General features: G+C 49.1%; 25 protein-coding genes. 9 read left to right on the top strand and 16 right to left on the bottom strand.

All coding sequences use genetic code 11. From position 1 onward, the window contains the following. Positions 1-2: 2 nt before the first annotated feature. From pdxS to guaB, 3 genes are all read right to left on the bottom strand, one after another. Complete coding sequence (gene pdxS / locus ACXAD6_RS18520; RefSeq protein WP_027955848.1) at positions 3-887, bottom strand: pyridoxal 5'-phosphate synthase lyase subunit PdxS; 885 nt, start codon at positions 885-887, stop codon at positions 3-5. 119 nt (positions 888-1006) lie between these two features. Then, the gene (locus ACXAD6_RS18515) at positions 1007-2338 is read right to left on the bottom strand and encodes a serine hydrolase (RefSeq protein ID WP_474970163.1); all 1332 of its coding nucleotides are present in this window, start codon (positions 2336-2338) and stop codon (positions 1007-1009) included. Between the two features lie 94 nt (positions 2339-2432). Then, complete coding sequence (guaB, locus tag ACXAD6_RS18510; protein WP_206934994.1) at positions 2433-3902, bottom strand: IMP dehydrogenase; 1470 nt, start codon at positions 3900-3902, stop codon at positions 2433-2435. A gap of 170 nt (positions 3903-4072) precedes the next feature. Here guaB and ACXAD6_RS18505 point away from each other — a divergent pair, with 170 nt between their 5' ends. Next, on the top strand, positions 4073-4789 hold the full coding sequence (locus tag ACXAD6_RS18505) for a YaaC family protein (RefSeq protein ID WP_474970162.1): 717 nt from the start codon (positions 4073-4075) through the stop codon (positions 4787-4789). Positions 4790-4807: 18 nt separating this feature from the next. Here ACXAD6_RS18505 and ACXAD6_RS18500 read toward each other — a convergent pair whose 3' ends face one another. The 8 genes from ACXAD6_RS18500 to dnaA form a co-directional block, all read right to left on the bottom strand. Further along, complete coding sequence (locus ACXAD6_RS18500) at positions 4808-5908, bottom strand: HD-GYP domain-containing protein (protein WP_474970161.1); 1101 nt, start codon at positions 5906-5908, stop codon at positions 4808-4810. Positions 5909-5982: 74 nt separating this feature from the next. Continuing rightward, positions 5983-8523, bottom strand: a complete 2541-nt coding sequence (gyrA, locus tag ACXAD6_RS18495; RefSeq protein ID WP_474970160.1) for a DNA gyrase subunit A — start codon at positions 8521-8523, stop codon at positions 5983-5985. A gap of 72 nt (positions 8524-8595) precedes the next feature. After that, a complete protein-coding gene (gene gyrB / locus ACXAD6_RS18490) occupies positions 8596-10518 on the bottom strand; it encodes a DNA topoisomerase (ATP-hydrolyzing) subunit B (protein WP_474970159.1) in 1923 nt (640 codons plus the stop codon). A 63-nt stretch (positions 10519-10581) separates the two neighbouring features. Further along, the gene (gene remB / locus ACXAD6_RS18485) at positions 10582-10866 is read right to left on the bottom strand and encodes an extracellular matrix regulator RemB (protein WP_027955855.1); all 285 of its coding nucleotides are present in this window, start codon (positions 10864-10866) and stop codon (positions 10582-10584) included. Positions 10867-10876: 10 nt separating this feature from the next. Then, positions 10877-11995 (bottom strand): DNA replication/repair protein RecF, encoded by a 1119-nt coding sequence (gene recF, locus ACXAD6_RS18480; RefSeq protein ID WP_027955856.1) that lies wholly within the window; start codon positions 11993-11995, stop codon positions 10877-10879. Positions 11996-12007: 12 nt separating this feature from the next. Next, the gene (yaaA, locus tag ACXAD6_RS18475; RefSeq protein WP_160837668.1) at positions 12008-12229 is read right to left on the bottom strand and encodes a S4 domain-containing protein YaaA; all 222 of its coding nucleotides are present in this window, start codon (positions 12227-12229) and stop codon (positions 12008-12010) included. Positions 12230-12489: 260 nt separating this feature from the next. Continuing rightward, positions 12490-13629, bottom strand: a complete 1140-nt coding sequence (gene dnaN, locus ACXAD6_RS18470; protein ID WP_474970158.1) for a DNA polymerase III subunit beta — start codon at positions 13627-13629, stop codon at positions 12490-12492. A 174-nt stretch (positions 13630-13803) separates the two neighbouring features. Then, positions 13804-15159, bottom strand: coding sequence for a chromosomal replication initiator protein DnaA (gene dnaA / locus ACXAD6_RS18465; protein WP_027955859.1), 1356 nt, complete (start codon positions 15157-15159; stop codon positions 13804-13806). Between the two features lie 671 nt (positions 15160-15830). On the opposite strand from dnaA, the gene rpmH reads away from it, so the two are divergent. From rpmH to ACXAD6_RS18425, 8 genes are all read left to right on the top strand, one after another. Continuing rightward, entirely contained in the window at positions 15831-15968 is a 138-nt protein-coding gene (gene rpmH / locus ACXAD6_RS18460) for a 50S ribosomal protein L34 (RefSeq protein ID WP_084163166.1), read from the top strand. Between the two features lie 169 nt (positions 15969-16137). After that, positions 16138-16491 carry a ribonuclease P protein component gene (gene rnpA / locus ACXAD6_RS18455; protein ID WP_027955860.1) on the top strand — a complete coding sequence of 118 codons (354 nt, stop codon included), beginning with the start codon at positions 16138-16140 and terminating at the stop codon, positions 16489-16491. 104 nt (positions 16492-16595) lie between these two features. Continuing rightward, the gene (gene spoIIIJ, locus ACXAD6_RS18450) at positions 16596-17357 is read left to right on the top strand and encodes a YidC family membrane integrase SpoIIIJ (RefSeq protein WP_474970157.1); all 762 of its coding nucleotides are present in this window, start codon (positions 16596-16598) and stop codon (positions 17355-17357) included. Beyond that, positions 17354-17968, top strand: a complete 615-nt coding sequence (gene jag / locus ACXAD6_RS18445) for an RNA-binding cell elongation regulator Jag/EloR (RefSeq protein WP_474970156.1) — start codon at positions 17354-17356, stop codon at positions 17966-17968. The genes spoIIIJ and jag overlap by 4 nt, the downstream gene beginning before the upstream one ends. A 261-nt stretch (positions 17969-18229) precedes the next feature. After that, on the top strand, positions 18230-19606 hold the full coding sequence (gene mnmE, locus ACXAD6_RS18440) for a tRNA uridine-5-carboxymethylaminomethyl(34) synthesis GTPase MnmE (RefSeq protein ID WP_474970155.1): 1377 nt from the start codon (positions 18230-18232) through the stop codon (positions 19604-19606). 59 nt (positions 19607-19665) lie between these two features. Continuing rightward, positions 19666-21555 carry a tRNA uridine-5-carboxymethylaminomethyl(34) synthesis enzyme MnmG gene (mnmG, locus tag ACXAD6_RS18435; protein ID WP_474970154.1) on the top strand — a complete coding sequence of 630 codons (1890 nt, stop codon included), beginning with the start codon at positions 19666-19668 and terminating at the stop codon, positions 21553-21555. 17 nt (positions 21556-21572) lie between these two features. Continuing rightward, a complete protein-coding gene (gene rsmG / locus ACXAD6_RS18430) occupies positions 21573-22289 on the top strand; it encodes a 16S rRNA (guanine(527)-N(7))-methyltransferase RsmG (protein ID WP_474970153.1) in 717 nt (238 codons plus the stop codon). Between the two features lie 54 nt (positions 22290-22343). After that, positions 22344-22835 (top strand): metallophosphoesterase family protein, encoded by a 492-nt coding sequence (locus ACXAD6_RS18425; RefSeq protein ID WP_474970152.1) that lies wholly within the window; start codon positions 22344-22346, stop codon positions 22833-22835. Here ACXAD6_RS18425 and nei read toward each other — a convergent pair. The 5 genes from nei to ACXAD6_RS18400 all read right to left on the bottom strand — a co-directional run bounded on the left by nei (position 22832) and on the right by ACXAD6_RS18400 (position 26278). Beyond that, entirely contained in the window at positions 22832-23662 is an 831-nt protein-coding gene (nei, locus tag ACXAD6_RS18420; protein WP_474970151.1) for an endonuclease VIII, read from the bottom strand. The two genes, ACXAD6_RS18425 and nei, sit on opposite strands and share 4 nt — an antisense overlap. Before the next feature lie 16 nt (positions 23663-23678). After that, positions 23679-24548 carry an SDR family oxidoreductase gene (locus ACXAD6_RS18415; protein ID WP_474970150.1) on the bottom strand — a complete coding sequence of 290 codons (870 nt, stop codon included), beginning with the start codon at positions 24546-24548 and terminating at the stop codon, positions 23679-23681. Between the two features lie 75 nt (positions 24549-24623). Beyond that, positions 24624-25091 (bottom strand): hypothetical protein, encoded by a 468-nt coding sequence (locus ACXAD6_RS18410; protein ID WP_474970149.1) that lies wholly within the window; start codon positions 25089-25091, stop codon positions 24624-24626. Between the two features lie 22 nt (positions 25092-25113). Next, the gene (locus ACXAD6_RS18405; RefSeq protein ID WP_474970148.1) at positions 25114-26100 is read right to left on the bottom strand and encodes a DUF3231 family protein; all 987 of its coding nucleotides are present in this window, start codon (positions 26098-26100) and stop codon (positions 25114-25116) included. Then, the gene (locus tag ACXAD6_RS18400; RefSeq protein ID WP_474970147.1) at positions 26072-26278 is read right to left on the bottom strand and encodes a hypothetical protein; all 207 of its coding nucleotides are present in this window, start codon (positions 26276-26278) and stop codon (positions 26072-26074) included. The genes ACXAD6_RS18405 and ACXAD6_RS18400 overlap by 29 nt, the downstream gene beginning before the upstream one ends. Between the last annotated feature and the right edge of the window lie 94 nt (positions 26279-26372).

Genomic DNA, 26372 nt, shown 5'->3' with positions numbered 1-26372 from the left:
TCTTACTGACTGCGCTCCTGCATACGCTGATCAGGAGTAAGCGTGGACATTTCCATGCCTTTCATCGCTGTGCCGAGTCCTTTGGACAATTCACCGATCAGTTTGTAATCGTCGTAGTGAGTGGTAGCTTCTACAATCGCACGGGCAAACTGAGCAGGGTTGTTGGACTTGAAGATGCCGGAACCGACGAATACGCCGTCCGCACCAAGCTGCATCATAAGCGCAGCATCAGCTGGTGTCGCAATTCCGCCTGCAGCGAAGTTGACGACAGGAAGGCGGCCTTCTTCACGGATTTCCATAAGAAGGTCGAATGGTGCACCGTTTTCCTTGGCAAAGACCATCACTTCGTCTTCTGCAAGGCTTTGAAGGTGACGGATTTCTGATTGGATCTGACGCATATGGCGGACAGCTTCCACGATGTTTCCTGTTCCCGGCTCACCTTTTGTACGAAGCATAGAGGCGCCTTCACGGATACGGCGTGTAGCTTCACCGATGTTACGGCATCCGCAGACGAATGGAACCGTGTAATCATCTTTTTTGATATGGTAGATCTCATCAGCCGGAGTCAGTACTTCACTTTCATCGATGTAGTCGACACCCATCGCTTCAAGGACACGGGCTTCTGCAATATGGCCGATACGTGCTTTGGCCATGACAGGGATGGATACAGCATTCATCACTTCTTCAACAATTGTCGGGTCAGCCATACGAGCTACGCCGCCGGCCGCACGGATGTCGGCTGGAACACGCTCAAGGGCCATAACCGCCACCGCACCTGCTTCTTCTGCAATCTTCGCCTGCTCTGCATTGACAACGTCCATGATGACGCCGCCTTTCTGCATTTCAGCCATTCCACGTTTTACGCGATCAGTACCTGTTTGTGACATGTTAATTTCCTCCCTAACAGCTATATCGTTCAAGCATTTATTTTTGAATCATAGATTCTTACTCTCTATTGTATCGCATCTCAGCCTTAATTCCCACTCATTAAATAGGGATTTTACCGTTAGAACCAGCCTTTCACCATATCGACGGCCCCTGTGAAAATATCACTGAAGAATTCACCGATTCCACCAAGCATCAGCATGAACCAGTTGGCTTTCTCCACCGCTTCTGAAGTGACGATATCAACCGTCTGTCCTTCTTCCTTCACAAGGTTTCCGTAGCTTTCGTCCCCTGTATAGACAAGCTTGGCTGTTCCGACTTTCTGACCTTTCTCAACAGGCGCCACAAGCTCGCCGTCTTCGTTGAGCTGATCTTCAGAGATGACAAACTCCACCTCATATTGTTCTTGTTCGCCGCTCTTTAAAAGGGTGCTCAAAGCTTCACTCGTCTCAATCGCAACAGACTCTTCTTTTCCTTTCGTCACAGAAAGAGAATCCTGATCCTCAACTGTTTCACCGGCAGCCAGAAGTTCCTGCCTTGTAAACTGGTTGAATCCGTAATCAAGAAGCGTCCGTGTCTGATTGAAACGGGAGGAACGTGTTTCCGATTTCATCACAACAGAGATGAACCGCTGGCCATCACGCTCAGCTGTACCTGTAAATGTGTTGCCGGCAAGTTCTGTATAACCCGTCTTCAAGCCGTCCATACCTTCGTATTCAAACTGCTTCAAGTTCTGCCCCGGCATACCAGGAAGCATCCAGTTCCAGTTGGTCACCGTCTGATCGGCGAATTCCAATGTAGGCTTGCTGGAAACCTCCAACGCTTCCGGATAGTCGTTCGTCAAATGATAAGCCAGCAAGGCCGCCGATTTGGCCGACATCATATTGGTGGCATCCGGATCGGTGCCTTCAGGATAGTTGTCCCCCAGATGGTTATTGTTCAACCCGGTGGCATTGACAAACTCATAATCCGGCAGTCCCATTTCCTCTGCCTTGGCATTCATCATCTTGACGAATTCGCCTTCGGTTCCAGCTACCAGTTCAGCAAGCGCAATCGTCGTTGCGTTATCCGAGTTGATCGCCATCGCTTCATAAAGCTCACGAACCGTGTATTGTTCATCTAAACGTAAGCCGACACCGGAGAATTCCGGATTGGCTGATATATCAAAAGCATACTGACTGACAGGGGTCTTCTGATCCCAGCTGATTTTCCCCTCTTCCACAGCCTCCATGACGAGATATTCCGTCATCATCTTCGTCATACTGGCCGGCGGCAGTGTCAAATCCGCTTCTTTCTCAAACAAAATTTTCCCGGTTTCTGCATCTACAAGTATCGCTGATTTTGCCCCAACATCTACGCTTGCGTATGTATGTCCGGGATTGGCACTTACAGCGAAAATCCCGATCAACAAGGACATGATTAAGGCGATAGATGTTTTAAATCTTTGTGTCACTTTCTCTACCTCCACCCTTTAATTATGCATCCCTGTTATTTTATCACATGCGTATATAAAAGAATAGACAGGGAATAGTCCCTGTCTATCTAGGTCAAACGGAGTAGTTCGGCGATTCTTTTGTAATCTGGACATCGTGGGGATGGCTCTCTCTGAGTCCTGCTCCTGTGATGCGTGTGAACTGGCTGTCCGACCTCAGAGAATCAAGGTCCGGTGTTCCACAGTACCCCATCCCAGAACGAAGACCGCCGAGCAGCTGGTGGATGCTGTCGGCCAGAGGTCCTTTATACGGCATACGGCCTTCAATGCCTTCCGGTACAAGCTTTTTCGATTCCGATTCGTTCTGGAAGTAACGGTCCTTGGAGCCGGACTCCATCGCACCGACGGAACCCATACCGCGGTACACTTTGAAACGGCGTCCTTGGAAGATTTCTGTTTCTCCAGGGCTTTCGGATACTCCGGCAAGCAGGCTTCCGAGCATAACCGCATGTCCACCGGCAGCAAGCGCTTTGACGATGTCACCGGAATATTTAATACCGCCGTCGGCAATGACCGGCTTACCAAGTTCCGCCGCTTCTCTCGCACAGTCATATACCGCTGTGATCTGCGGCACGCCGACACCAGCGACAACACGGGTCGTACAGATGGATCCAGGTCCGATACCGACTTTAACCACATCCGCTCCTGCTTCAATCAGTTCGCGGGTGGCATCAGGAGTCGCCACGTTTCCAGCGATAATGTTGACGTGCGGATGACGGTCGCGGATCCGTTTCACCTGTGCGATGACGCCCTGGGAGTGGCCGTGGGCTGTATCGACAACAAGAGCGTCCACACCCGCTTCGACAAGCTTATCAATCCGTGTCATCGCATCGGCTGTGACACCGACAGCGGCTGCACACAACAGGCGTCCCTGCTCATCCTTGGCCGACTGCGGGAATTCAATCACTTTCTCGATATCCTTGATGGTAATCAGACCTTTCAGGATACCCTGATTATCGACCATCGGCAGTTTCTCGATCTTATATTTCTGAAGAATCTTTTCAGCTTCATCGAGTGTTGTCCCTACAGGAGCTGTGACAAGGTTTTCGCTCGTCATCACTTCCTGGATCTGAATGGAATAGTCTTCAATAAAACGGAGGTCACGGTTTGTCAAAATGCCGACAAGCTTCTGCTCTTCTTCATTGTTCACAATCGGAACACCGGAAATCCTGAATTTGCCCATCAAATGCTCGGCATCAAACACCTGGTGCTCGGGAGTTAAAAAGAATGGATTCGTGATGACGCCGCTCTCGGAGCGTTTGACACGGTCGACGTGTTCCGCCTGCTCTTCAATGGACATGTTCTTATGAATAACACCAAGACCACCCTGGCGTGCCATTCCAATGGCCATCGCCGCTTCTGTCACAGTGTCCATACCGGCACTGATAATCGGCATGTTCAGCTTGAGCGTCGGGGAAAGTTCCGTCCTCAGGGATACATCGCGGGGCAGTACATCAGATTTCGCAGGTAAAAGCAGTACATCATCAAACGTTAATCCTTCTTTTGCAAACTTGTCTTCACGCATGCTTGACCTCTCCTTTTTCTTAAAAATAATCTGGGTATAAGTGGGTAAAATAAGTGGAACAGCAGGAAGCTACCATTTCTTATTGTTATTTACAATACGACAATGACCGCCCTTTTTCAACCATAAAAATGAAGGCGGAGCAGCGGATAAAGAAGGAGGGAAGAACGATCATGAGACGGCCGGATTCTTTTTTGCAGTACATGCAGGTAACTTCTCACACCCGTCCATTTCTGCATGCCTGCTATACGGATGGGAAGCATTCCAGAGTGGAGCACCATGCCTACAACAATGCGGAGCGGTTCATGTACGGCCTCACTCTCGGGGGAGAGTATGTCAGTTCTGCTTCCTCCACCCCCTTAAGTGTGCAGCCTCTCCTTTTATATTACGGCCTGAACCATTATTTGAAGGCTTGTCTATTGACGGTGGATCCCGGCTATCCGGCTACAGCCAAAGTGCTTGCCCATGGTCTATCAACAAGGAAAAGAAAGAAGCAGCAATACCGTTTTCTTGAAGACGAAATCCGAATTCAGCCGCACGGGCTGTTTCCCCATGCCGCCTTTCATCTGTTCGATTTTTCCGCAGAAAAAGAAAAGGCAGCCATGGATGAACTGCTCCGTCCTTTACCAGCTATGCAGGAGCTTTACTCGTTGAAAAAATGTCAGCTGGAACGTGAAGGGACGGCATGGCCGGAACTGCTCAGCTATTTCGCCGTTCTCTACAACCTCAGTATGCTCGTCCGCTATGAAGGGGATTGGTGGGGAGAGATGGAACAGATGCGGGACAGGGAGGATTACGTCTTTATCGTTCATTTTCTGCAGACCGCGATGGATCAGGTGCCGGCATTGATCAGCACCTGGTTAAAAGACCGGCACCTGTCCATACAATGACAGAGGCCGGTCTTTGATTCAATCGTACACTTCTTCAATATGAAGCTGGAGATATTCCTTCAGCTGGATGATATCCCCGGATTCCAACAGCTTGATCATCGGCCGGGTCGGATGGGACATTTCCGCAAAAAGAACTTCCGCTTCCTGCTTATCCGAAAGGCGGACTTTTACGCCTGTTGAGAAATTGGCGATTTCTTTTTTCAGCGTTTCTATGACTTTATGGTCATACCTGCCGAAATGTTCATGCAGCAGTTCCTCTAATACTTTATACGGGGACTGCTTCGAACGGTAGATCCGCTCACTCGTCATCGCGTGGAACATATCGCAGACAGCAATGATCTGGCTGAACGTATGAATCTTTTTCTTCGTCAGTCCAAGCGGATAGCCGGTGCCATCGAGACGCTCATGGTGCTGGAGGACGGCGAGTTTTGCCTGACTGCTCAGAGACGGAATGCGTTCAATGGCGCGGTAGGAATAGGTCGGATGATTTTTCACCTGTTCGTATTCCCGTTCCGTCAGGGCGCCCTGCTTATGAAGGATACGCTGATCGATTTTCGCCATTCCCGCATCGCACAGCACGCCGGCCAGGCCGACCTGAATCCACTCTCCGTAATGGAACCCAAGTTTAGAGGCCAGATATCCGGCCATCACGCCTGTCGCTATGCTGTGGTGATAGATATAGTCCTCGCTTGTGCTTAGATGATGAAGGTGAAAGACTTCCTTGGAAGCAGACGCCGTTCTTTCCAATAGAGGGACCATGACGCTGCGGACGGCTCCCATATCGACAGGCGCCCCGCCCTGCCATGCACGGAACCACTCCCTGCACGCTTCGACGGCTTCCCTGTATTCATCCTGGAAGGAAAGAACGGCCTTCGTTTGCCTTCCGGAAAGAGAGGAGGCTGCAGAACCTTTCTTCTCTCCCGCTTCCCCGGCTGTAAATGGACGGCCGTCCGCTTTACGGGTGGCCACCTCCACGTACTCGATTTGGAAGCTTTTCAAAACATCAATATGAACCGGGGTTAATGTCGTATTTTTAGGGATGATCGGTCGATGGGTACGCCCCATCACATCCTTGATAAGCAGGCAGCCGGTCTCCACTTTTTCAGAAGCCACTTTCATTATTTTCCTCCACCCTTCCAATAAGGTATAAAAAAAGCCGCCTGCCGCAAAGGGACAGGCGACGATCATTTGTTTTATGATTCATCTGAAGGATCTTCTGTTGTTTCCGGCTGACCTTCGACCACCGGCGTCTCTTCCGGAGACTCCGGGTCCATCAGCTCTGCTGCTTCCTCTTCTTCCTTCTCGGAATCCACTCGTGCAACCGTTGCAACTTCCTCCCCGTCGCCGAGGCGGATGAGACGGACACCTTGTGTGTTCCGGCCGGTTTCAGAGATGGTTTCCATCGGCATACGGATCAAGACGCCGCTTTCGGTGATGATCATGATATCCTCTTCACCGTTAATGGCTTTCGTTGCGACGACATAGCCATTTTTATCCGTCAGGTTACATGTGATGATTCCTTTACCACCACGGTTGGTGATGCGGTATTCATCTGCCGGTGTACGCTTGCCGTAACCTTTACTTGTCACGGTCAGCACCTGCAGGGAATCATCAACGATTTCCATGGATACGACATCATCGTCCTCACGGAGCGATATTCCCTTCACTCCTGCTGCTGTACGGCCCATGGCACGGATTTGATCTTCGTTGAAGCGGATCAGGTACCCGTTCTTCGTTCCAATCATAATGTCCTTGTTTCCATCTGTCAGGCGGACGGAAATCAATTCATCATCCTCACGCAGTCCAAGGGCAATCAGACCGCCTTTACGGATGTTGGCAAACTGGGAAAGGGTCGTCCGTTTGGTAATCCCGTTCTTCGTTGTGAAAACGAGATACCAGTCATCAGCGAATTCGTTGACGGAAATCACGGCGTTGATCCACTCATCACGCTCCACGTTCAGCATGTTGATGATCGGAATTCCTTTCGCTGTACGGCTGAACTCCGGTACTTCATAGCCCTTCGCCTTATAGACCTTCCCTTTGTTCGAGAAGAACAACAGCGTATTGTGGGTGGATGTGGAAAGCAGATGCTCCACAAAGTCCTCTTCATGGGTACCCATGCCCTGCACTCCGCGTCCGCCGCGGCGCTGGGAGCGGTAAGTGTTGGCCGGAAGACGCTTGATGTATCCCTGGTGGGTCAGAGTCACAATGACCGTCTCCTCAGGAATCAAGTCTTCGTCTTCAATGAAGTCTGTACCGCCGAGCACGATTTCTGTGCGGCGCTCATCATTGTAGCGCTCTTTAATATCCATCAGTTCCCCGCGGATGATTTCCAATACTTTCTCATCATCTGCAAGAATCGCTTTCAATTCAGCGATCAGCTTCATAATATCCTGGTATTCTTCTTCGATCTTTTCGCGCTCAAGACCAGTCAGACGCTGCAGACGCATATCAAGGATCGCCTGGGCCTGCTTTTCTGAAAGGCTGAAGCGTTCCATCAAGCCTGTGCGGGCGATTTCCGTCGTCTGGGATTCACGAATCAACGCGATCACTTCATCCAGATGATCAAGAGCAATTCGTAAACCAGCAAGGATGTGGGCCCGGGCTTCGGCCTTTTTCAGCTCATACTCTGTACGGCGCCGGATGACGACCTTCTGGTGATCCAGATAATATTCCAGGCACTGCTTCAAGTTAAGCACTCTCGGGTGGCCGTTGACGAGGGCGAGCATGTTAATGCCGAATGTGGACTGCAGGGCCGTCATTTTGTACAGGTTGTTCAGCAGTACATTCGGGTTGACGTCCCGGCGCAGTTCAATGACAATCCTCATGCCGTTCCGATCTGATTCGTCACGAAGATCGGTAATTCCGTCCACTTTCTTATCACGGGCGAGGTCGGCGATTTTTTCGACGAGCCGGGCTTTGTTCACCTGATAAGGAAGCTCGGTGACAATCAGGAATGGTTTACCATTGGACTGCTCTTCGATTTCCACATGGGCGCGGACGGTCAGTGAGCCTTTTCCGGTTTCGTACGCTTTACGAATCCCGCTTAAACCAAGAATTTTACCAGCTGTCGGGAAGTCCGGTCCGTAAATATGGTTCTCCATCAATTCCTGGATGGTAATCTCCGGATCCTTACTTAACGCCAACACCGCGTCGATCACTTCCCCAAGCTGATGGGGCGGAATGTTGGTCGCCATACCGACGGCAATTCCTGATCCTCCGTTGACGAGAAGGTTCGGAAATTTGGCTGGAAGCACTTCCGGCTCCCGCTCCGTGCCATCGTAGTTGTCGTTGTAGTCTATCGTATCCTTGTTGATATCCCGGAGAATCTCCATGGAGATCTTCGACATCCGGGCTTCGGTGTAACGCATCGCTGCCGCTGCATCGCCATCGACAGAACCGAAGTTTCCGTGTCCGTCGACAAGCATATAGCGGTAGTTGAAGTCCTGCGCCATCCGCACCATCGTATCGTAAACGGCGGAATCACCGTGAGGGTGGTACTTACCGATCACCTCTCCGACAATACGTGCGGATTTCTTGTAAGCTTTGTCTGCATGCATACCGAGGTCGTGCATGGCATATAGTATTCTGCGGTGTACAGGTTTCAAACCGTCTCTGACATCAGGCAGAGCCCGGGCGACGATAACACTCATCGCATAGTCCAGGAAGGATGTCCGCATCTCCTGGCTGATATTGATTTCCTGCACGCGCGGGCGCTCGGGTTGATCGACCATTCTATTTACCTCCTAGTTGCCTTAAAGGAAGAGAGGAGCCTTATGAAAAAAGCTCCATCTCCGATCTATCTCTTACACATCAAGGTTCTGAACATACTGCGCATTTTCCTGAATGAAGTTACGACGCGGTTCCACTTTGTCTCCCATCAGGATATCAAACGTTTCATCCGCTCCAATCGCATCTTCCAGGCTGACCTGCAGCATCGTCCGTGTTTCCGGATCCATTGTCGTTTCCCAAAGCTGCTCCGGGTTCATCTCTCCAAGACCCTTATAACGCTGGACGCTTGGTTTCGGTGAACTGGAGAGCTCCGCCAGTTTCGCATCCAGCTGTTTGTCGCTGTACGTGTAGTACACCGCTTTCCCCTGCTGGATTTTATAAAGAGGCGGCTGGGCAATGTAAATGTAGCCCGATTCGATCAGTGGACGCATATAACGGTAGAAGAAAGTGAGAAGCAGCGTCCGGATATGGGCGCCGTCCACATCAGCATCCGTCATGATCACGATTTTATGGTAACGGGCTTTGGAAATATCAAATTCTTCCCCGATTCCTGTACCGAGGGCTGTAATAATGGCCCGGACCTCATTGTTGGACAGGATTTTATCAAGGCGGGCTTTTTCCACGTTGATGATTTTACCACGCAGCGGAAGAATCGCCTGGAAATGACGGTCCCTTCCCTGTTTGGCTGATCCACCCGCGGAGTCACCCTCAACAATATACAGTTCTGATATGTTGGCATCCTTGGAGGAGCAGTCCGCCAGTTTACCAGGCAGGTTGGAGACTTCCAGCGCGTTTTTACGACGTGTCAGTTCACGAGCTTTCTTCGCAGCCATACGGGCCCGGGAAGCCATCAGACCCTTTTCGACAATCGTCTTCGCCATCGTCGGGTTTTCAAACAGAAACTTTGAGAAGGATTCCGAGAACAGCGCATCGGTAACGGTACGGGCTTCACTGTTTCCGAGCTTCGTCTTCGTCTGCCCCTCAAACTGGGGATCCGGGTGCTTGATGGAAATAATCGCTGTCAGACCTTCACGAACGTCATCACCGGTCAGATTCGGGTCGGTCTCCTTGAACATACTGTTCTTTCTCGCGTAATCATTGATGACACGGGTCAGTCCGGTTTTAAATCCGGATTCGTGTGTCCCGCCCTCATACGTATGAATGTTGTTGGCATAGGAATAAATATTGCTGGCGAAACCGTCATTGTACTGCATAGCGATTTCGATCGAGATTTCATCCTGCTCCCCTTCGATGAAGAACGCATCATGAATCGCTTCACGGGTGCGGTTCATATGTTCAACGTAGGAAAGAATGCCTCCTTCGTAGTAGTAATCGACGGGATCTTCATCCGTACGTTTATCTTCAATCGTGATCGTCAGGCCTTTGTTCAAAAAGGCAAGCTCACGCAGCCGGTTGGCCAGGACCTCAAACTTGTACTCCTGCGTTTCCTGGAAGATTTCATCATCAGGGATGAAATGGATGCGGGTACCGGTTTGATCGGTCTCCCCGACTACTTTCAAGTCTTCTTCCGGTACGCCGCGCTTGTAGGACTGGTAGTGGATCTGACCATCACGGTGGACGAAGACTTCCAGTTTTGTAGACAGGGCGTTTACGACAGAAGCACCAACACCGTGAAGTCCTCCGGAGACTTTATAACCGCCTCCGCCGAATTTACCTCCGGCGTGAAGAACCGTCAAAATAACCTCGACAGCCGGACGTCCGGTTTTTTCCTGAATACCGACAGGAATCCCGCGTCCGTTATCCGTAACGGTGATGCTGTTGTCTTTTTCAATCATGACCTGGATGTGGTCACAATGGCCGGCCATCGCTTCATCGATACTGTTATCGACAATTTCCCACACGAGGTGGTGCAGCCCTTTTTCATTAGTGGATCCAATGTACATGCCGGGACGCTTCCGAACAGCTTCCAGACCTTCAAGCACCTGTATCTGACTTTCATCATAGGTCTGCTGTTCTTCGATAATATCTTCCTTCATGGTACTCACCTACATTTCTCAAGTGGTTTGACAGTAATCTCTTACACCAAATGTTCTCTCTATCTATTCCATCGGCTCTTCGGAAAAATCCTCGAGCTTGTTCAGCGTCGTCATCATGTTCGCCCGCTTTTTCAGCGTGTACACGGAAAGAGGACTGAAATAAATAACATCACTGGTAATGACGATGGCTTTTGCCTGATGTTCCTGTGATTCTATGACGCGTCTGTTTTTCCGCTGGCTGACGATCATTTCCTCGATGATGGATGAGGAGGAAATCAAACTATGATCGATAATAGCCACGACATCCTTCGACTGAATCACATGATCATCCCCAATGTGAATAAACATGCGGTACACCTCATTTCTCTATCTCGATCGTTCCTTCTTTCACACGGAAAATGGCTGCTTCTTCCAAAGCTTCATGCTCAATCCCGTCGATGCTCGTAGTCGATACAAACGTCTGGACTTTCCCCTGGATTGTATGAAGCAGGTGGGACTGACGGAAATCATCCAGTTCGCTTAGAACATCATCCAGCAGCAGAATCGGATATTCTCCTACTTCACTATGAATCAGTTCAATTTCAGCGAGTTTCAAAGATAAGGCTGTCGTCCGCTGTTGACCTTGCGACCCGTATGTCTGGACGTCTTTTCCGTTTACGTAGAAAACCAGATCATCCCTGTGAGGGCCTGCCAAAGTGGTCCCCCGTTCGACTTCCTTCGTTTCGATTTCCTGGAACTTCTCTATATACGTCTTCTTTATTGTTTCCAAATTCATATCCTCTGATACTTTCACACTTGCATCATAGGAAATTTCAAGCTGTTCAAGGCTGCGGCTGATCCCTTCATGGATCGGACCTGCCCAGGATCTGAGAAGCTGGAGAAACTTGAAGCGTCGTTCAATGATGGTCACGGCGTGCTCCACAAGCTGCTCGGTCAAAATACCGAGCATCGTCCGGTCCGCCTGCGGTTTGCGCTGAAGATCCTTCAACAGGTGGTTCCGCTGCTTCAAAATCTTTTGATACTGCCCGAGGTGATAGATATAGGCAGGCTGGATCTGGCCGATTTCCATGTCAATAAACCGACGACGCACCTGAGGACTCCCTTTGACGAGATTCAAATCCTCAGGTGCAAACATGACAACATTCAAAGCGCCGATATAGTCACTGAGACGCTTCTGCTCAATATGATTCAACTTCGCTTTTTTCCCTTTGTTGGAAATGATGATCTCCAGAGGAAAGCGGCGGTTACGTTTATAGATCGTCCCTTTTATTTTACCATATTCCTGGTCCCACTGTATCAATTCTTTGTCCCGCGGCGTCCGGTGGGACCGGGTAAAGGCAAGCGTATAGATGGCTTCCATCAAATTCGTCTTTCCTTGGGCATTTTCACCAATAATCACATTGATCGTATGGTCGAAGCTCAATGAAAGCTGCTCGTAATTACGATAAGAACGCAGGGACAGCTCATGGATATACATAGATGGAGGGGGTTACCCTTCGCTTACAACTTTATAGCTGCCGAATTCCTCAATCTCCACTGTATCGCCCACGTACAGTTTCCGTCCTCTGCGGTTTTCCGGTTCACCATTTACATTCACTTCAAATTCAGCCAGAAAAATTTTCACCATTCCACCAGATTCGACAACGTTCGCTAATTTTAGAAACTGCCCGAGTGGGATGTATTCTGTGCTGATACCAATTTCTTCGCTCATATATTTTCACCCTATTTCATGAATTCACCTATCTCTATATTTTACTAAAGATAAAGGTGTAAGGAAAGTCCAATCCCTCGAACTCTTCTGCTGCCGGTTGTTTAAACCGGATATCCCCAATGTGGATAACTTCATTTCTTCTTCCCTGCGGTTTTCCACAGGTGCTTTTTCTGCGGATTCCTCCTGTTTTTGAGGACAAAAAGAAGAAGGTGCTCCTATGAAAGTTATCGAGCACCTTCTTTTATTCAACGTTTTATATTTTAGTATGTCCGTACGGGAAGAATCAGCTGAAGAATCTGATCATCATCAACCGGGCGGATCAGGAACGGACGCATGGCACCCGTAAATTCGACTTTGACTTGATCATAGTCGACGGCTTTCAGAGCGTCCATCATATATTTCGCACTGAAAGAGATTTTCAAGTCTTCCCCATCGACATCATTCGCCGTTACTTCTTCCACGACATTTCCGACTTCCGGTGAGTTCCCGGTAATTTCAAGATGGTTGGATTCTTTAGTCACAAGTCTTACGACGTTGTTGCGGTTCTCTTTTGCTAATAGAGAGGCACGGTCGACGGACTGAAGAAGATCCTTGGCATCGATCTTGACGACGGTTTTACTTTGCTCCGGAATCAAGCGGGATGTTTCTGGATAGTTTCCGTCCAGCAGACGGGACAGGAAGTATAAATGCTTCGTACGGAAAAGAACCTGGTTGTCTGTTACGCTGATTTCAATTTTATCATCCGAATCGTCAAGAATTTTATTCAATTCTGTCAGACTCTTTCCTGGAATGACGACCGCAGGCAGGGATTTTCCTTCCGGCTGGTCAAGGGAGACTTTCCTTGACGCCAGGCGGTGGCTGTCGGTTGCAATGAACTCAAGGCTGCCTTCATCCATTTTCACATGGACCCCTGTAAGAATCGGGCGCGTTTCTGAAGTGGATACAGCAAATACCGTCTGTCTGATCAGGTTTTTCAAAAGATCAATCGGCAGTTCAAAGCTGTCCTCCGTATGAAGCTGGGGAAGCTGTGGATATTCTTCAGGGTCCTGGCCGTTCAAGTGGAATTCTGCATTCCCTGAGCGGATCGTGACATTTCTCGACTCATCGCTGGTGATTTCCACCGTGTTCTGCGGGAGCTTTCTTACGATATCAGGAAAATATTTAGCCTGAAGAATAATGCTGCCTGGTTCAATATCTTCTGCATACACGATGCCATCTTCTTCTGCAGGGATAAAAGATTCGATCGAGATATCTGAATCACTGCCTGTTAATTTAATTCCTTCTGAAGTGGCTTCTAATTTCATTCCCGTTAAGATTGGAATCGTTGTTCTTGAAGATATGGCTTTCATGACATTCTGCACACTATCCATCAACTGATCCCGCTGGATGACAAATTTCATTTCCGAACACTCCTCCTAATGAGCTTGTATTATATATTTTTTTATAAAAAAGGTCGTAATAGTACTAGTATGGGCTGTGGAATTGTGGATAACCTTATCAAAGCCTTTGCATGGCTTGTTATACACATGTGGATAGGTTGTTGATGAACCTGCAACCCCTGTCCACATTATCCACTAGTGGGATTTAAGCTGCTCTTTGATTTCATCGAGCTCTTTTTGGAGCTGCTGATCATCCGCGACCATTTTTGAAATTTTTTCATGAGCATGAATGACGGTGGTATGGTCCCGGCCGCCGAACTCTTCCCCAATCTTCGGCAGAGAGAAGTCAGTCAGTTCTCTTGATAAATACATAGCGATCTGACGGGGGAAGGCTACGGATTTCGTCCGCTTTTTAGCAGGGAAATCTTCCAGCCTCACATTATATTTTTCTCCGACCATCTCCTGAATGGCTTCAATCGTAATCACCTTCGGCTTGGAGCTTGGAATAATATCCTTCAGCGCTTCAGCTGCCAGAGAGGCATTGATATCGCTGTTGATCAAGGAAGAGTAGGCAACGACACGAATCAAGGCGCCTTCCAGTTCACGGATGTTGGTGTCGATCTGGTTGGCGATGTAAAGCATGACTTCGTTCGGGATATCCAACCCTTCTGCCTTCGCTTTTTTCCTCAAAATCGCAATTCTTGTTTCCAGGTCCGGCGGTGTAATGTCTGTGATCAATCCCCATTCGAACCGGGAACGCAGACGATCTTCCAGGGTCGGGATCTCTTTCGGCGGACGATCACTGGAGATGACGATCTGCTTGCTTTCCTCGTGGAGCGTATTAAATGTATGGAAGAATTCCTCCTGTGTCTGCTCTTTGCCTGCGAGGAACTGGATGTCATCAATAAGAAGGACATCAACGCTGCGGTATTTATTTCTGAAATTGACGGCCTTGTTGTCCCGGATCGAGTTGATAAATTCGTTCGTGAATTTTTCCGAGGACAGATAAACGACTTTGGCATTCGGATTATGATCAAGCACATAATGGCCGATGGCGTGCATCAGGTGTGTTTTCCCAAGCCCGACCCCTCCGTAGATGAACAGCGGGTTATAGGCTTTTGCCGGTGCTTCGGCTACAGCCAGTGAGGCTGCATGGGCGAAGCGGTTGCCGGATCCGATGACGAATGTATCAAAGGTATATTTGGAATTGAGCATGCTCTGAGGCGATTCTTCATTTCCGTTATTTTTTACATTCGGAACCTTTTTGGAAGACAGCTTCACGTCCTCCAGGGCATCGTCCTTGGACTCTGGAATGATGAACTTTGTTTCCAGTTCGGCCCCCGTTACCTCATATAATGTTTCTGTAATCAAGCTTTCGTATTGGTTTTCAAGCCAGTCTCTGGCGAATTCGTTTGGAGCGACGATTGTCAGCGTATTTTCACTAAGGGAGTCGGCTTTTGTCGCTTTAAGCCATGTTTCAAAGCTGGGCTTGCTTATTTTTTCTTTTATATGGTCCAGCGTATTGTTCCATAGTTCGTGGATGTTCTCCAAATTGTTTCACCCCTCTCTGTTTCATTGGAAAACAAAAACACCTTTCGTTCTCTTTTTCGAACGTAGCAAAAGGATCGAAAGGCGCTCGTATAAGGTTTGTATAAGGTTGTACATCCTCATCAGTGCTGCACGGGTGTGGATGTTTGAATGTTGATTTTACTAGACTTCCAGAGAGTTATTTTCATTGTCCACACGCTTGTGTATAACTGCATGAACAGGTCTGTTAATAAATGTCCACATGTTATCCACAGTCTGTGGAAAAGATCTCAACTGTTTTGAAGTCAATCGCTGTTAAACACAAATATGATACCAGATAAAAACACGGCTTGCAATGGGTCGGCGTAACTTATCCACAATATCAAGGGCTTGTAGAAAACTTTCATCCACAGCACTGGATTTTGTGATTTTCTTGTCGATATTTGTTGTGGACAGTCAAAAACCGCTGAAAAATTATACACAATGGCTGTGAATGTTCGTCATGTGAAAGGAATGAAGATCGCTGCCGTGGGTATTTTTGATGTGTTATACTACAGCCTGTTATATAACGTCGTGCAGAATCGAAAAAAGGAAGATTGAAAATCGAGTTGACAATTCAGGGGTCATTTTATTATACTGTTCAAGACTGCCTTTTAATTGTTTTATTGGATTATTGCCCAGGAGGTGTATATATAATGAGTAAACGCACGTTTCAACCAAATAATCGTAAGCGTAAAAAAGTACACGGCTTCCGTTCACGCATGAGCTCTGCAAATGGACGTAAAGTTCTTGCACGCCGTCGTCGTAAAGGAAGAAAAGTTCTATCCGCATAGGCCACTGAAAACTATCAGTGGTCTTTTTTTCAGAATAGGGAAAGTCGAAAGTGGGGCGGATCGAACGTCCCGCTTTTATTTTAAGGATAATTTGAGAACGTTTTAACGGGATTGATCGGAATGTGAGGGCAGTATCTCCCTCTATGTTCACTCATCTGGAGGGTGTTCGATGAAGAAAGTAAATCGAATTAAGAAAAACGAGGAATTTCAGAAGGTCTTTCAAGGCGGCCAGTCTTTCGCCAACCGGCAGCTGGTGATCTACTACATGAAGAAAAAAGAGCAGACGCATTTCCGCATTGGTCTTTCCGTCAGCAAGAAGCTGGGACATGCGGTCAAGCGCAACCAGATTAAGCGCTACCTGCGCCAGGCCTTTCATGAGCTGGAAGACGATATCCATCCTCACTATGATCTGGTGGTCATTGCACGTAAGCCGGCCAGCCAGATGGATTTTCATGAAATAAAGAAAAGCCTGACCCATGTACTTATGAGGTCCAAGCTTCTAAATAAGAAAATTCGCACGTAATCGTTATAGAAAAAGGACAGTCATTAATGCTAAACTTATGATTGTCGTAGTACGATCGTTTTGATAGAAGAAAAAGTGAAGAGTCATTTAAGGAGGAAGGAACGTTGCGTAATAAAATGATAGCACTGCTTGCCATGGCGGGCGTGCTTACGTTCCTATCCGGGTGTACGCAGGTAAACCAGGAAATCAACTCGGATAGCACAGGTTTTTGGAACGAGTATATCGTATGGCCATTGTCTCAAACCCTACTATTTTTTGCGGACCTTTTCAGTGGCAGCTATGGATTGTCGATCATTGTTGTAACGATTATCATTCGATTGGTTCTGCTTCCGTTGAACGTTAAGCAGTTGAAAAGCTCCAAAGCGATGCAGGATATTCAACCGGAATTACAGAGTCTTCGTGAACAATATTCATCCAAGGATGCCCAGACACAGCAGAAGCTCCAGCAGGAGACGATGCAGCTGTTCCAAAAGCACGGCGTGAACCCGCTGGCGGGCTGTCTGCCAATTATCGTGCAGATGCCGATTTTGATCGGATTCTATCATGCCATTATGAGAACTTCGGAGATTCAGACGCATAACTTCCTATGGCTGGAACTCGGTTCATCCGATCCATTCCTGGCCATTTTGACAGCTGGAACGACCTTCCTGCAGCAAAAACTAATGATGGCGGGCGGCGCAGCAGCGCAGAACCCGCAGATGCAGATGATGCTTTATGTGATGCCGCTGATGATTGGTACATTCGCATTCTTCTTCCCATCTGCCCTTGCCCTGTACTGGATCGTCGGTAACATCGTTATGATTCTGCAGACGGTATTCATCCGTAAACCAATGATGAAAGATGCGACGGGAGGAGCAAGTGAGTGAAACAATTAACTGCTACGGGTCCATCCATTGATGAAGCGGTCCAATCTGCATTAGAACAATTACAGACATCAAAAGATCAAGTCACCATTGATATCATTGATGAAGGTAAAAAAGGATTTCTTGGGTTTGGTTCCAAACCAGCGATTGTCAAAGTAGCCATCAAGAAAAATCCTCTGCAGGATGCTGAAACATTCATCTATGAAGTAGCAGAACAAATGGGAGCTCCTGTTCAGGTCCATTCAGAAGTGCGGCAGCGGGATATCTTCCTCAACCTGGAGGGAGAACAGATCGCTGTCCTGATCGGCAAGCGTGGTCAGACATTGAATTCACTTCAATATCTGGCTCAGCTCGTCGTCAACCGTGAATCTGACGTTTTTTATACCGTTATGCTTGATGCAGAGGGGTATCGAAGCCGTCGGAAAGAAACACTTGAGAACCTGGCTGGACGGCTGGCAGATAAAGCGGTCCGGACGAACCGGGACGTACGGCTTGAGCCGATGCCTTCCTATGAAAGAAAAATCATTCACAATGCTTTGCAGCAGCATGACCAGGTGAAAACATCGTCGGACGGAAACGATCCGCGCCGGCATGTCGTCATTCACCCACGCTGATTTCAACAAATACTTCTGCCCGAAAAGCCGGCAGGAGTATTTTTTTGGCTGTACGGTTGTCCACAAGGGGTATTGGAGACCTCTTGCGGGGAAAAGATGATAGATGGCAGGTTATGCACATGTGGATAACCGCCTGATGCGGATTTCGGTCCGCATATCTTTTCAAAACACACGGGTGTGTGGTAAGGTAGTATGTTAGTGACTAGTGAAAAATATTTCGGATAACTATAGATAACCAATCATTCCAGGAGGTGAAAACGTATGGAAACAGATACAATAGCGGCGATTTCCACCCCGGTGGGGGAAGGAGCCATTGCCATCGTCCGTTTGAGCGGTCCCCAGGCTGTTTCGACAGCCGCCGGTCTTTTTCAAGGGAAGGATTTGAACAACGTTGATTCCCATACGATGCATTACGGAAAGATCATCGATCCGGAAACCGGTGAAATGGCAGAGGAAGTGATGGTTTCTGTCATGCGTGCCCCGAAAACATTTACGAGAGAAGACATCGTTGAGATCAACTGCCACGGTGGACTCGTGTCTGTGAACCGGGTGCTTGAAATCGCACTGGCTGCGGGATCCCGTCTTGCTGAACCGGGGGAATTCACGAAGCGTGCGTTTATGAACGGGCGGATCGATCTTTCCCAGGCCGAAGCGGTTATGGATCTGATCCGTGCCAAGACAGACCGGGCGATGGATGTTGCGCTGAAGCAGATGGATGGACGCCTGTCCAATCTGATTCACAATCTGCGTCAGAAGCTTTTAGAGACGCTTGCACACGTCGAAGTGAACATCGATTATCCGGAGTACGATGATGTCGAAGAAATGTCCCATGACATGATGGAGCAGAAAACGAAGGAAGTGCACGAGGAAGTCGAGCGGATCTTAGAGACGGCCAAGCAGGGCAAGATCCTGCGGGAAGGTCTCGGGACTGCGATTATCGGTCGTCCGAACGTCGGGAAGTCCTCATTGATGAACGCTCTTGTTCATGAAAACAAAGCCATCGTAACGGAAATCCCGGGGACGACGCGGGATGTCATCGAAGAGTATGTCAATGTCCGCGGGGTGCCTCTGCGGCTGATCGATACGGCGGGGATCAGGGAAACGGAAGATATCGTCGAACGGATTGGCGTGGAGCGCTCCCGTCAAGTGCTGAAGGAAGCCGATTTGATCCTGCTTGTGTTAAACTATGGCGATGAACTGACCGAGGAAGATGAGAAGTTGTTTGAAGCAATCAGCGACATGAATGTGATCGTCATCGTGAACAAAACCGATCTTGAGAAAAAGCTCGATCTTGATCGTGTGAAGGAGCTCGCGAACGATCAGCCGGTCATTACGACGGCGCTGATTCGCGAAGAAGGCATCGATCAGCTTGAGCAGGCAATCGGCGAGACCTTCTTTGAAGGAGATCTTGATGCCGGTGATATGACGTATGTCTCCAATGTCCGCCACGTGCAGCTGCTGAAGCAGGCCAAGCAGGCGCTTGAAGACGCACAAAACGGGATGGCAATGGGCGTCCCTCTGGATGTCGTTCAAATCGATGTGACCCGTACGTGGGAAATTCTCGGGGAGATCGTCGGTGAGTCGGTACATGACAGCCTGATTGATCAACTGTTCTCCCAGTTCTGTTTAGGTAAATAAGTGTTGGTTCGTAAATATAGAGTGATTTTGGAACAACTATTTAAAGGAGAGACATCCAAATGACATATGATGCAGGGCATTATGATGTAATAGTAATTGGTGCCGGTCACGCGGGCGTAGAGGCAGGACTTGCAGCAGCGCGCCGCGGGGCGAAGACATTGATGCTGACCCTGAACCTCGACCTTGTCGCCTTTATGCCGTGTAACCCGTCCATCGGGGGTCCGGCTAAGGGGATTGTCGTCCGGGAAATTGATGCATTAGGAGGCGCAATGGGTAAGGTGATTGATAAGACCCACATCCAGATGCGTCTATTGAACACGAGAAAAGGTCCAGCTGTGCGTGCGCTGCGTGCCCAGGCGGATAAGCCGCTTTATATCAAGGAAATGAAGCGTGTGCTTGAAAATCAGGAAAATCTGACGCTGCGCCAGGCGATGGTGAAGCAGCTGCTTGTCGAGGACGATCAGATAAAAGGTGTTGTCACAGAAACGAAGGCAGCGTACTATGCGCCGACGGTTATCGTAACGACAGGAACCTTCATGCGCGGACGCGTCATCATCGGTGACATATCCTATGAAAGTGGACCGAACAACCAGCGTTCCACCGTTTCTCTTTCCGAACAGCTGGAAGAGATGGGCATTGAGATGGTCCGCTTCAAGACTGGAACACCGATGCGCGTCAACAGCCATACCATTGATTATTCCAAAACGGAAATCCAGCCGGGGGAAGAAGAGCCGCGCTCCTTTTCCTATGAAACGACCGAATTCATTACGGATCAGATCCCTTGCTGGCTGACGTATACGAATGAAGACACGCACAAAATCATTAATGATAATCTCGGTCTCTCAGCGATGTACTCCGGGGCGATCAAAGGGACAGGGCCGCGCTACTGCCCGTCCATCGAAGATAAAATCGTCCGCTTCAATGATAAGCCGCGGCACCAGATTTTCCTTGAGCCGGAAGGTCGTGACACGGAGGAAGTGTACGTCCAGGGCTTGTCGACATCCCTGCCTGAATACGTCCAGAACGAAATGATGCGGACAGTACCGGGACTGGAAAACGCTGAAATCATGCGGGCCGGCTATGCGATCGAGTATGACTCCATCGTCCCTACACAGCTCTGGCCGACACTTGAAACGAAGAAAATTGATGGTCTTTTCACAGCTGGTCAGCTGAACGGAACGTCCGGCTATGAAGAAGCCGCGGGGCAGGGGCTGATGGCGGGAATCAACGCCGCTGCCAAAGCCCTTGATCTTGATACACTGATTCTTGACCGTTCCCAGGGCTATATCGGTGTCATGATTGATGACCTTGTCACAAAAGGAACCGGCGAGCCGTATCGTCTTTTGACGTCCCGTGCGGAATTCCGTCTCATGCTGCGTCATGATAATGCGGATCTCCGCCTGACCGAAATCGGGTATCAACTCGGGTTGATTCCTGAGGACCGCTACAACCGTTTCCTTGAGAAACAGCGTTTGATCGAAGACGAGAAAAAACGTCTCGATAAAGTGATTTTGAAGGAAACCGATGAGGTACAGGCCGTCATCGAAGAAGCCGGAGGCTCGAAACTGAAAGACGCCATCCGCGCGGTAGATCTCTTGAAACGTCCGGAAATGAATTACAGCCACATTGAGCGCTTAAGTGCCAGTGAGGTTCAACTGCCGGATGATGTCAAAGAGCAGGTTGAAATCCAAACGAAATATAACGGTTATATCAAGAAGGCGATCGAGCAGATTGACCGTATGAAGAAAATGGAAACGAAAAAAATTCCAGAGAACATCGATTACGATGCCATCCACGGTCTGGCTTCAGAAGCGCGTGACCGTCTGAAAGCGGTCCGTCCACTTTCAGTCGGACAGGCTTCCCGTGTATCCGGTGTGAACCCGGCGGATGTTTCCATCCTGCTTGTGTATATTGAGCAGGGCAGAATCGCTCGTGTGTCTGGAGAATAACTCGAAAGGATGGGTTTATGGATACGAACACCTTTCTGAACGCTTTAAAAGAACAAGGCATTGAACTAAATGAACAGCAGCAGCACCAGTTTCAGCGTTATTTCGAAATTCTCGTCGAGTGGAACGAAAAAATGAACCTGACCGCCATCACCGATCAGGAAGGCGTGTATTTGAAACACTTTTATGATTCTTTGACAGCTGCTTTTTACTATGATTTTTCCGAACCCCTCCGTATCTGTGATGTCGGAGCGGGGGCTGGTTTCCCTAGTCTGCCGCTGAAAATCGTCTTTCCGCATCTGAAGGTGACGATTGTCGATTCGTTGAAGAAACGGATCACGTTCCTGAATCACTTAGCCCACGAATTGGGGCTGGATGATGTCGCTTTTTACCATGATCGTGCCGAAAACTTCGGGAAAAACACGGGCTTTCGGGAAAGCTATGACCTGGTGATGGCCCGTGCCGTCGCCCGGATGTCCGTCCTCAGTGAGCTTTGTCTGCCGTTAACGCAGAAGGGCGGCCGCTTCATGGCTATGAAGGGACCGAACCTGAGAGACGAAATGGAAGAGGCCGAGATCGCTATTCAAACGGTCGGAGGCGAAGTGAAGGATATCTACACGTTCGAGCTTCCGGAAGAGGGCAGTGAACGGAATATTGCCATCGTTGAAAAACGGCGGAAGACACCGAAAAAATACCCGCGTAAAGCGGGCACACCGAATAAAACACCGATTCAATAACAGCAAGCCACTCTATCATAGACCGATAGGGTGGCTTTTTTAGGAGGGATCTATATGAAGATTGTCGCGCTGTCTGATACACATATGCCGAAAAAAGCGTCCCGTCTGCCTGATCGTCTGGTGACTGCGTTACAAGAAGCGGACCAGATCATTCATGCCGGCGACTGGCAGACGCCGGACGTTTTTGAAGAACTGAGCCGCTTTGCTCCTGTCACAGGGGTGTACGGTAACGTTGATGGTGAAGATATGAAAGAGATCGTGCCCGAACGACAGCTCGTAACGTGGGCCGGGTATTTCATCGGCGTCGTCCACGGACACGGGGATAAGAAAACGACGGAAAAGCGGGCGGTGGAAGCTTTTCAGGAACATCCCCCGGACCTTATTATTTACGGCCATTCCCACATCCCTGTTCTCCGTTACTTTAAAAAGACACTGCTGTTCAATCCGGGATCCATTACGGACAAACGCCGGCTGCCTTTCTATTCTTTTGGTATTCTTACCCTTGGGGAGGAGGGCATTCATGCCGAGCATATCTTTTTCCGCTAGCGTTCCGGGTGTTTTTGACACGTCGGACAGTAATAGAGCCTTCTGGAAGCCGCCTGGATCTTTTCGATTTCTGTGCCATCGATCCGACAGGACTTACCTGCCCGGTTGAACACCCAGTGACGGTAGTCCCGGCGCTTGATGCCCTGTTTTTTCAACTGACCGGCCAGTTCAAGATCATTCGTGATGCCTTTATGGCGGTACGACTGCCATGTCAGGTCGATCGACGCTTCGGCGGCTTTCCGAAGCTGTTCCTCTGAACAATCAGAAGGGCGGGCGGAAGGGGAGATGCCGGCCTTGAATAGGATTTCACTGCGCAGATAGTTGCCGATTCCAGCGATAAATGATTGATCGAGCAGCAGGGACGTCCATTTGCGGTTCCGGAACCTCCTGCTGATGAAGCGTTCGAACAGAACTTCTGCTGTTACCGGTTCACTGAGCAGGTCCGGCCCAGTCTTCCGGATAAACGGGTGTTCCTCTGCCTCCTCTGTGCGGAGCACTTCAATATCCGAGGAACTGTATAGCAGGGCGGACTTTTTTTCATTGTGCAGCGCAAGGCGGAGCTGGCGGTTGGTGTCCGGATAGTTATAGGCGTTCCGGATCATCCATTTGCCGTACAGCTGATTGTGCGAATAAATCGTGTAGCCCCTTTGAAAGCGGATGAGCATCGCTTTTCCCTTCGTATCCACTTTTTCAACGACATCCCCCTGTAAAATCTCCTCATATTCCTGTAATCGCTCAAAGGCGAAAAAAAGGTCGAGCACAGCCCGACCTTTGAGTGCTTTTTCTACTTGATCCGCAGCACGGCGGATTTCCGGTCCTTCCGGCATAGGTCTCTTCCTCTCCTCAGCTGGACGTGAACATGCCGCCGTTGATATGGATAAACTGTCCGGTGATATACGTAGAGTCATCAGAGGCCAGCAGCACATAGCTTCCGACGTGCTCCACCGGCTGTCCCGGGCGTCCCATCGGGGTGTTGGTACCGAATTGTTCCACTTTATCCTCAGAAAAGGTGGATGGAATGAGTGGTGTCCAAATCGGCCCCGGCGCAATCCCGTTGACGCGGATGCCTTTATCGACAAGCTGTTTCGCCATTGAACGTGTGAACGCAACGACCGCGCCTTTCGTAGCTGTATAGTCCACAAGATCGGGGTTTCCGACATAAGGGTTGACGGAAGCTGTATTGATGATGGAACTTCCCTGCTTCAAATGAGGCAGGGCAGCTTTCGTCATATGGAAGACCGAATAGATATTCGTTTTAAATGTACGCTCCAGCTGCTCCGTTGAAATATTCAGCAGGTCGTCGGTCGGATGCTGTTCAGCTGCGTTGTTCACAAGAATATCAAGCTGACCGAGTTCCTTCACGGTTCTTTCCACGGCTTCCTGACAGACGGACTCCTCGCCGACGTCCCCGGCAATCAAAATCGCCCGGCGTCCTTCGGCTTCGACCTGCTTCTTCGTATATTCCGCATCTTCATGCTCTTCTAAGTAGGAAATCGCTACATCGGCGCCTTCTTTCGCATAACCGATGGCGACGGAACGACCGATGCCGCTGTCGCCGCCTGTGATCAATGCGACTTTCCCCTGCAGCTTATTTCCGCTTTTGTAATCGTCATCCGCCTGGAGGGGAGATGGGTTCATCGCTCCCTCTGTACCTGGCTGCCGCTCCTGCTCCTGACCCGGTTGACCTTGTGTCTGACGTTCTTGTCGATTCATTTCAATTCCTCCTCCAACTTGTTTTAGTGTGCTCATTCCACCATCATGGAATGTTCAAACAAGCCGGGGGCATATTCAGGAGGAATGATCAGCATAACGGAGAAGCAGCCTCCTCAGAATCAGGCCGCTTCCAATACCTGGGATAAGGAAGAGTATCGGCAGCCAGATCGGTCCGATCAATACGCCGAATAAGCGAAGAGTGGATGAAAAAATCAATCCCACCGTGACGAAGTAGGCAGAAAAAGCAAACGGAAGGAATGAATAGGCCGGAACCTTTCCATCGGCATGGGCATAGGCATCCCATACGGCAAACATATAGATACACGGATAAAACATGAGCCACTGGTAATGGGTCACATCGACCGCTTTGGCGATATCCCCGTGAAAGCTGTGTATGATGGCCATATTGAAGCGGCTGTTGTAGTTCAAAATCACTTCAATGATGATAAAGGAGAGCCCTTTGATAAAATGTCCGTTCAGGATCTGCCCGAACCCCGGGAACGCAATACTCCATAGTATAATTTCCAATCGTTTTTCCTTCATGTCTATTCCTCTTCCGCTGAGTTTATTGGATGAGTCTCTGTCTGTCCGGTGCCTGCGGAGGCTCTTCAAACCAGCCGTTCTCAATCATAATATCCAAGCCGTCTTTTCCGTAGATGGCCGCTTCCAGCATGAGCTTGTGATAGTGATAAACGATGTCATAGCGCAGACTTACGGCTGCCCCGTTGACATAGTTCCCCTGCCCGGCGGATATGAGGACGCTGATCATATACATCATGAGCCTGTCGGAAAATACCGGGTCGGTACTCGTAGTCAATAAACTCGCAGATGTCATGGGAACGGTGATTCCAGAATTCTCAAGGATATTGGAAAGGCAGATCCGATGATCGATGGAGATGCGTTTTCCACGTCTCATATACTTTTTCACGGTTTTATTTTTGCTGGTCTGCCCGAAGGCCTGACAGACCACTTCCCCGAGGGCATTGTTTTTGACGTTCTCATAAATATGGGTGATTTCTATCGTATTCAAGGAACGCTTGTGAAACGGATGGTAGTAGGCTTTGCTTTCGATGTATTCCGTCTCATTCAGAACTTCAATTTGAGGAGCTCTCGTATAGATCCCTTTTTCAAGCGCCGTGCGCACGCTCAGATTGTAGAGTTTATCCTGCTGATCGATCCGATTGGTAAAGAAAGCGCGGACATCACTATTCGCAGAAGCCCCGAGGGAGTAGCCGTCCGACGTTAGTCCGACTTTTCCCATATGCTCTAAAAACGACAAAATAAAGGCATCCGTAAACAATTTCTTCGCCCTCGGGTTTAAATCGTCGAGGGAAAATCCGTTGGGGACAGGGAGACAGGCTTTCTGGAAAAATGTCCTGCACGTTTCGATTCCCTTATCCGCCAGATCCCTCGACAGCTGGATCAGTGGTTTTACTTCCTCATCCTCACATGTATTTTTCAAGTATTCGAGTACAGGGACGGCCATACTGTTCTGGATGTACTGCGTCCACAGCAGCCCGATTTCATTGGCTGTTAGTTTCTTCTCCGGCATTGCGTTTTCCCTCCTGCGTATCTTTATCTTCATGGCGGTAAAGAAGGAGCCATGGTAGGAATATGAAATTCACAAGAAATCCATAGATCAACATTTTGGCGAGCCAGTCGACTACAAACAGGGTCGAAACAAAGATGCAGACGATCAAAAACAATGGGGAAAGATAGGCATAAAGCATGTCGCGCCCTCCTTAATCCCCCTTATCCTGTCCGCTTGAGTATAAATTATTACGAGGTGCGGATGATAAGAGAGAAGAAGTCAGACTTAACGTA

This window comes from Halobacillus sp. ABH2_015 (assembly GCF_056158945.1).
The sequence above is the reverse complement of the archived record's forward strand: the minus strand, read 5'-3'. Positions and strand labels throughout refer to the sequence as shown.

Excerpts from the sequence above, each read along its gene's own strand:
- mnmE (WP_474970155.1), top strand. The coding sequence starts at position 18,230 with ATGGAAACAGATACAATAGCGGCGATTTCCACCCCGGTGGGGGAAGGA.
- rsmG (WP_474970153.1), top strand. The coding sequence starts at position 21,573 with ATGGATACGAACACCTTTCTGAACGCTTTAAAAGAACAAGGCATTGAA.
- rnpA (WP_027955860.1), top strand. The coding sequence starts at position 16,138 with ATGAAGAAAGTAAATCGAATTAAGAAAAACGAGGAATTTCAGAAGGTC.
- gyrA (WP_474970160.1), bottom strand. The coding sequence starts at position 8,523 with ATGGTCGATCAACCCGAGCGCCCGCGCGTGCAGGAAATCAATATCAGC.
- mnmG (WP_474970154.1), top strand. The coding sequence starts at position 19,666 with ATGACATATGATGCAGGGCATTATGATGTAATAGTAATTGGTGCCGGT.
- rpmH (WP_084163166.1), top strand. The coding sequence starts at position 15,831 with ATGAGTAAACGCACGTTTCAACCAAATAATCGTAAGCGTAAAAAAGTA.
- ACXAD6_RS18415 (WP_474970150.1), bottom strand. The coding sequence starts at position 24,548 with ATGAATCGACAAGAACGTCAGACACAAGGTCAACCGGGTCAGGAGCAG.
- nei (WP_474970151.1), bottom strand. The coding sequence starts at position 23,662 with ATGCCGGAAGGACCGGAAATCCGCCGTGCTGCGGATCAAGTAGAAAAA.
- ACXAD6_RS18500 (WP_474970161.1), bottom strand. The coding sequence starts at position 5,908 with ATGAAAGTGGCTTCTGAAAAAGTGGAGACCGGCTGCCTGCTTATCAAG.
- ACXAD6_RS18400 (WP_474970147.1), bottom strand. The coding sequence starts at position 26,278 with ATGCTTTATGCCTATCTTTCCCCATTGTTTTTGATCGTCTGCATCTTT.
- recF (WP_027955856.1), bottom strand. The coding sequence starts at position 11,995 with ATGTATATCCATGAGCTGTCCCTGCGTTCTTATCGTAATTACGAGCAG.
- ACXAD6_RS18405 (WP_474970148.1), bottom strand. The coding sequence starts at position 26,100 with ATGCCGGAGAAGAAACTAACAGCCAATGAAATCGGGCTGCTGTGGACG.
- ACXAD6_RS18410 (WP_474970149.1), bottom strand. The coding sequence starts at position 25,091 with ATGAAGGAAAAACGATTGGAAATTATACTATGGAGTATTGCGTTCCCG.
- dnaN (WP_474970158.1), bottom strand. The coding sequence starts at position 13,629 with ATGAAATTTGTCATCCAGCGGGATCAGTTGATGGATAGTGTGCAGAAT.
- remB (WP_027955855.1), bottom strand. The coding sequence starts at position 10,866 with ATGTTTATTCACATTGGGGATGATCATGTGATTCAGTCGAAGGATGTC.
- gyrB (WP_474970159.1), bottom strand. The coding sequence starts at position 10,518 with ATGAAGGAAGATATTATCGAAGAACAGCAGACCTATGATGAAAGTCAG.
- pdxS (WP_027955848.1), bottom strand. The coding sequence starts at position 887 with ATGTCACAAACAGGTACTGATCGCGTAAAACGTGGAATGGCTGAAATG.
- guaB (WP_206934994.1), bottom strand. The coding sequence starts at position 3,902 with ATGCGTGAAGACAAGTTTGCAAAAGAAGGATTAACGTTTGATGATGTA.
- ACXAD6_RS18505 (WP_474970162.1), top strand. The coding sequence starts at position 4,073 with ATGAGACGGCCGGATTCTTTTTTGCAGTACATGCAGGTAACTTCTCAC.
- yaaA (WP_160837668.1), bottom strand. The coding sequence starts at position 12,229 with ATGAGCGAAGAAATTGGTATCAGCACAGAATACATCCCACTCGGGCAG.
- ACXAD6_RS18425 (WP_474970152.1), top strand. The coding sequence starts at position 22,344 with ATGAAGATTGTCGCGCTGTCTGATACACATATGCCGAAAAAAGCGTCC.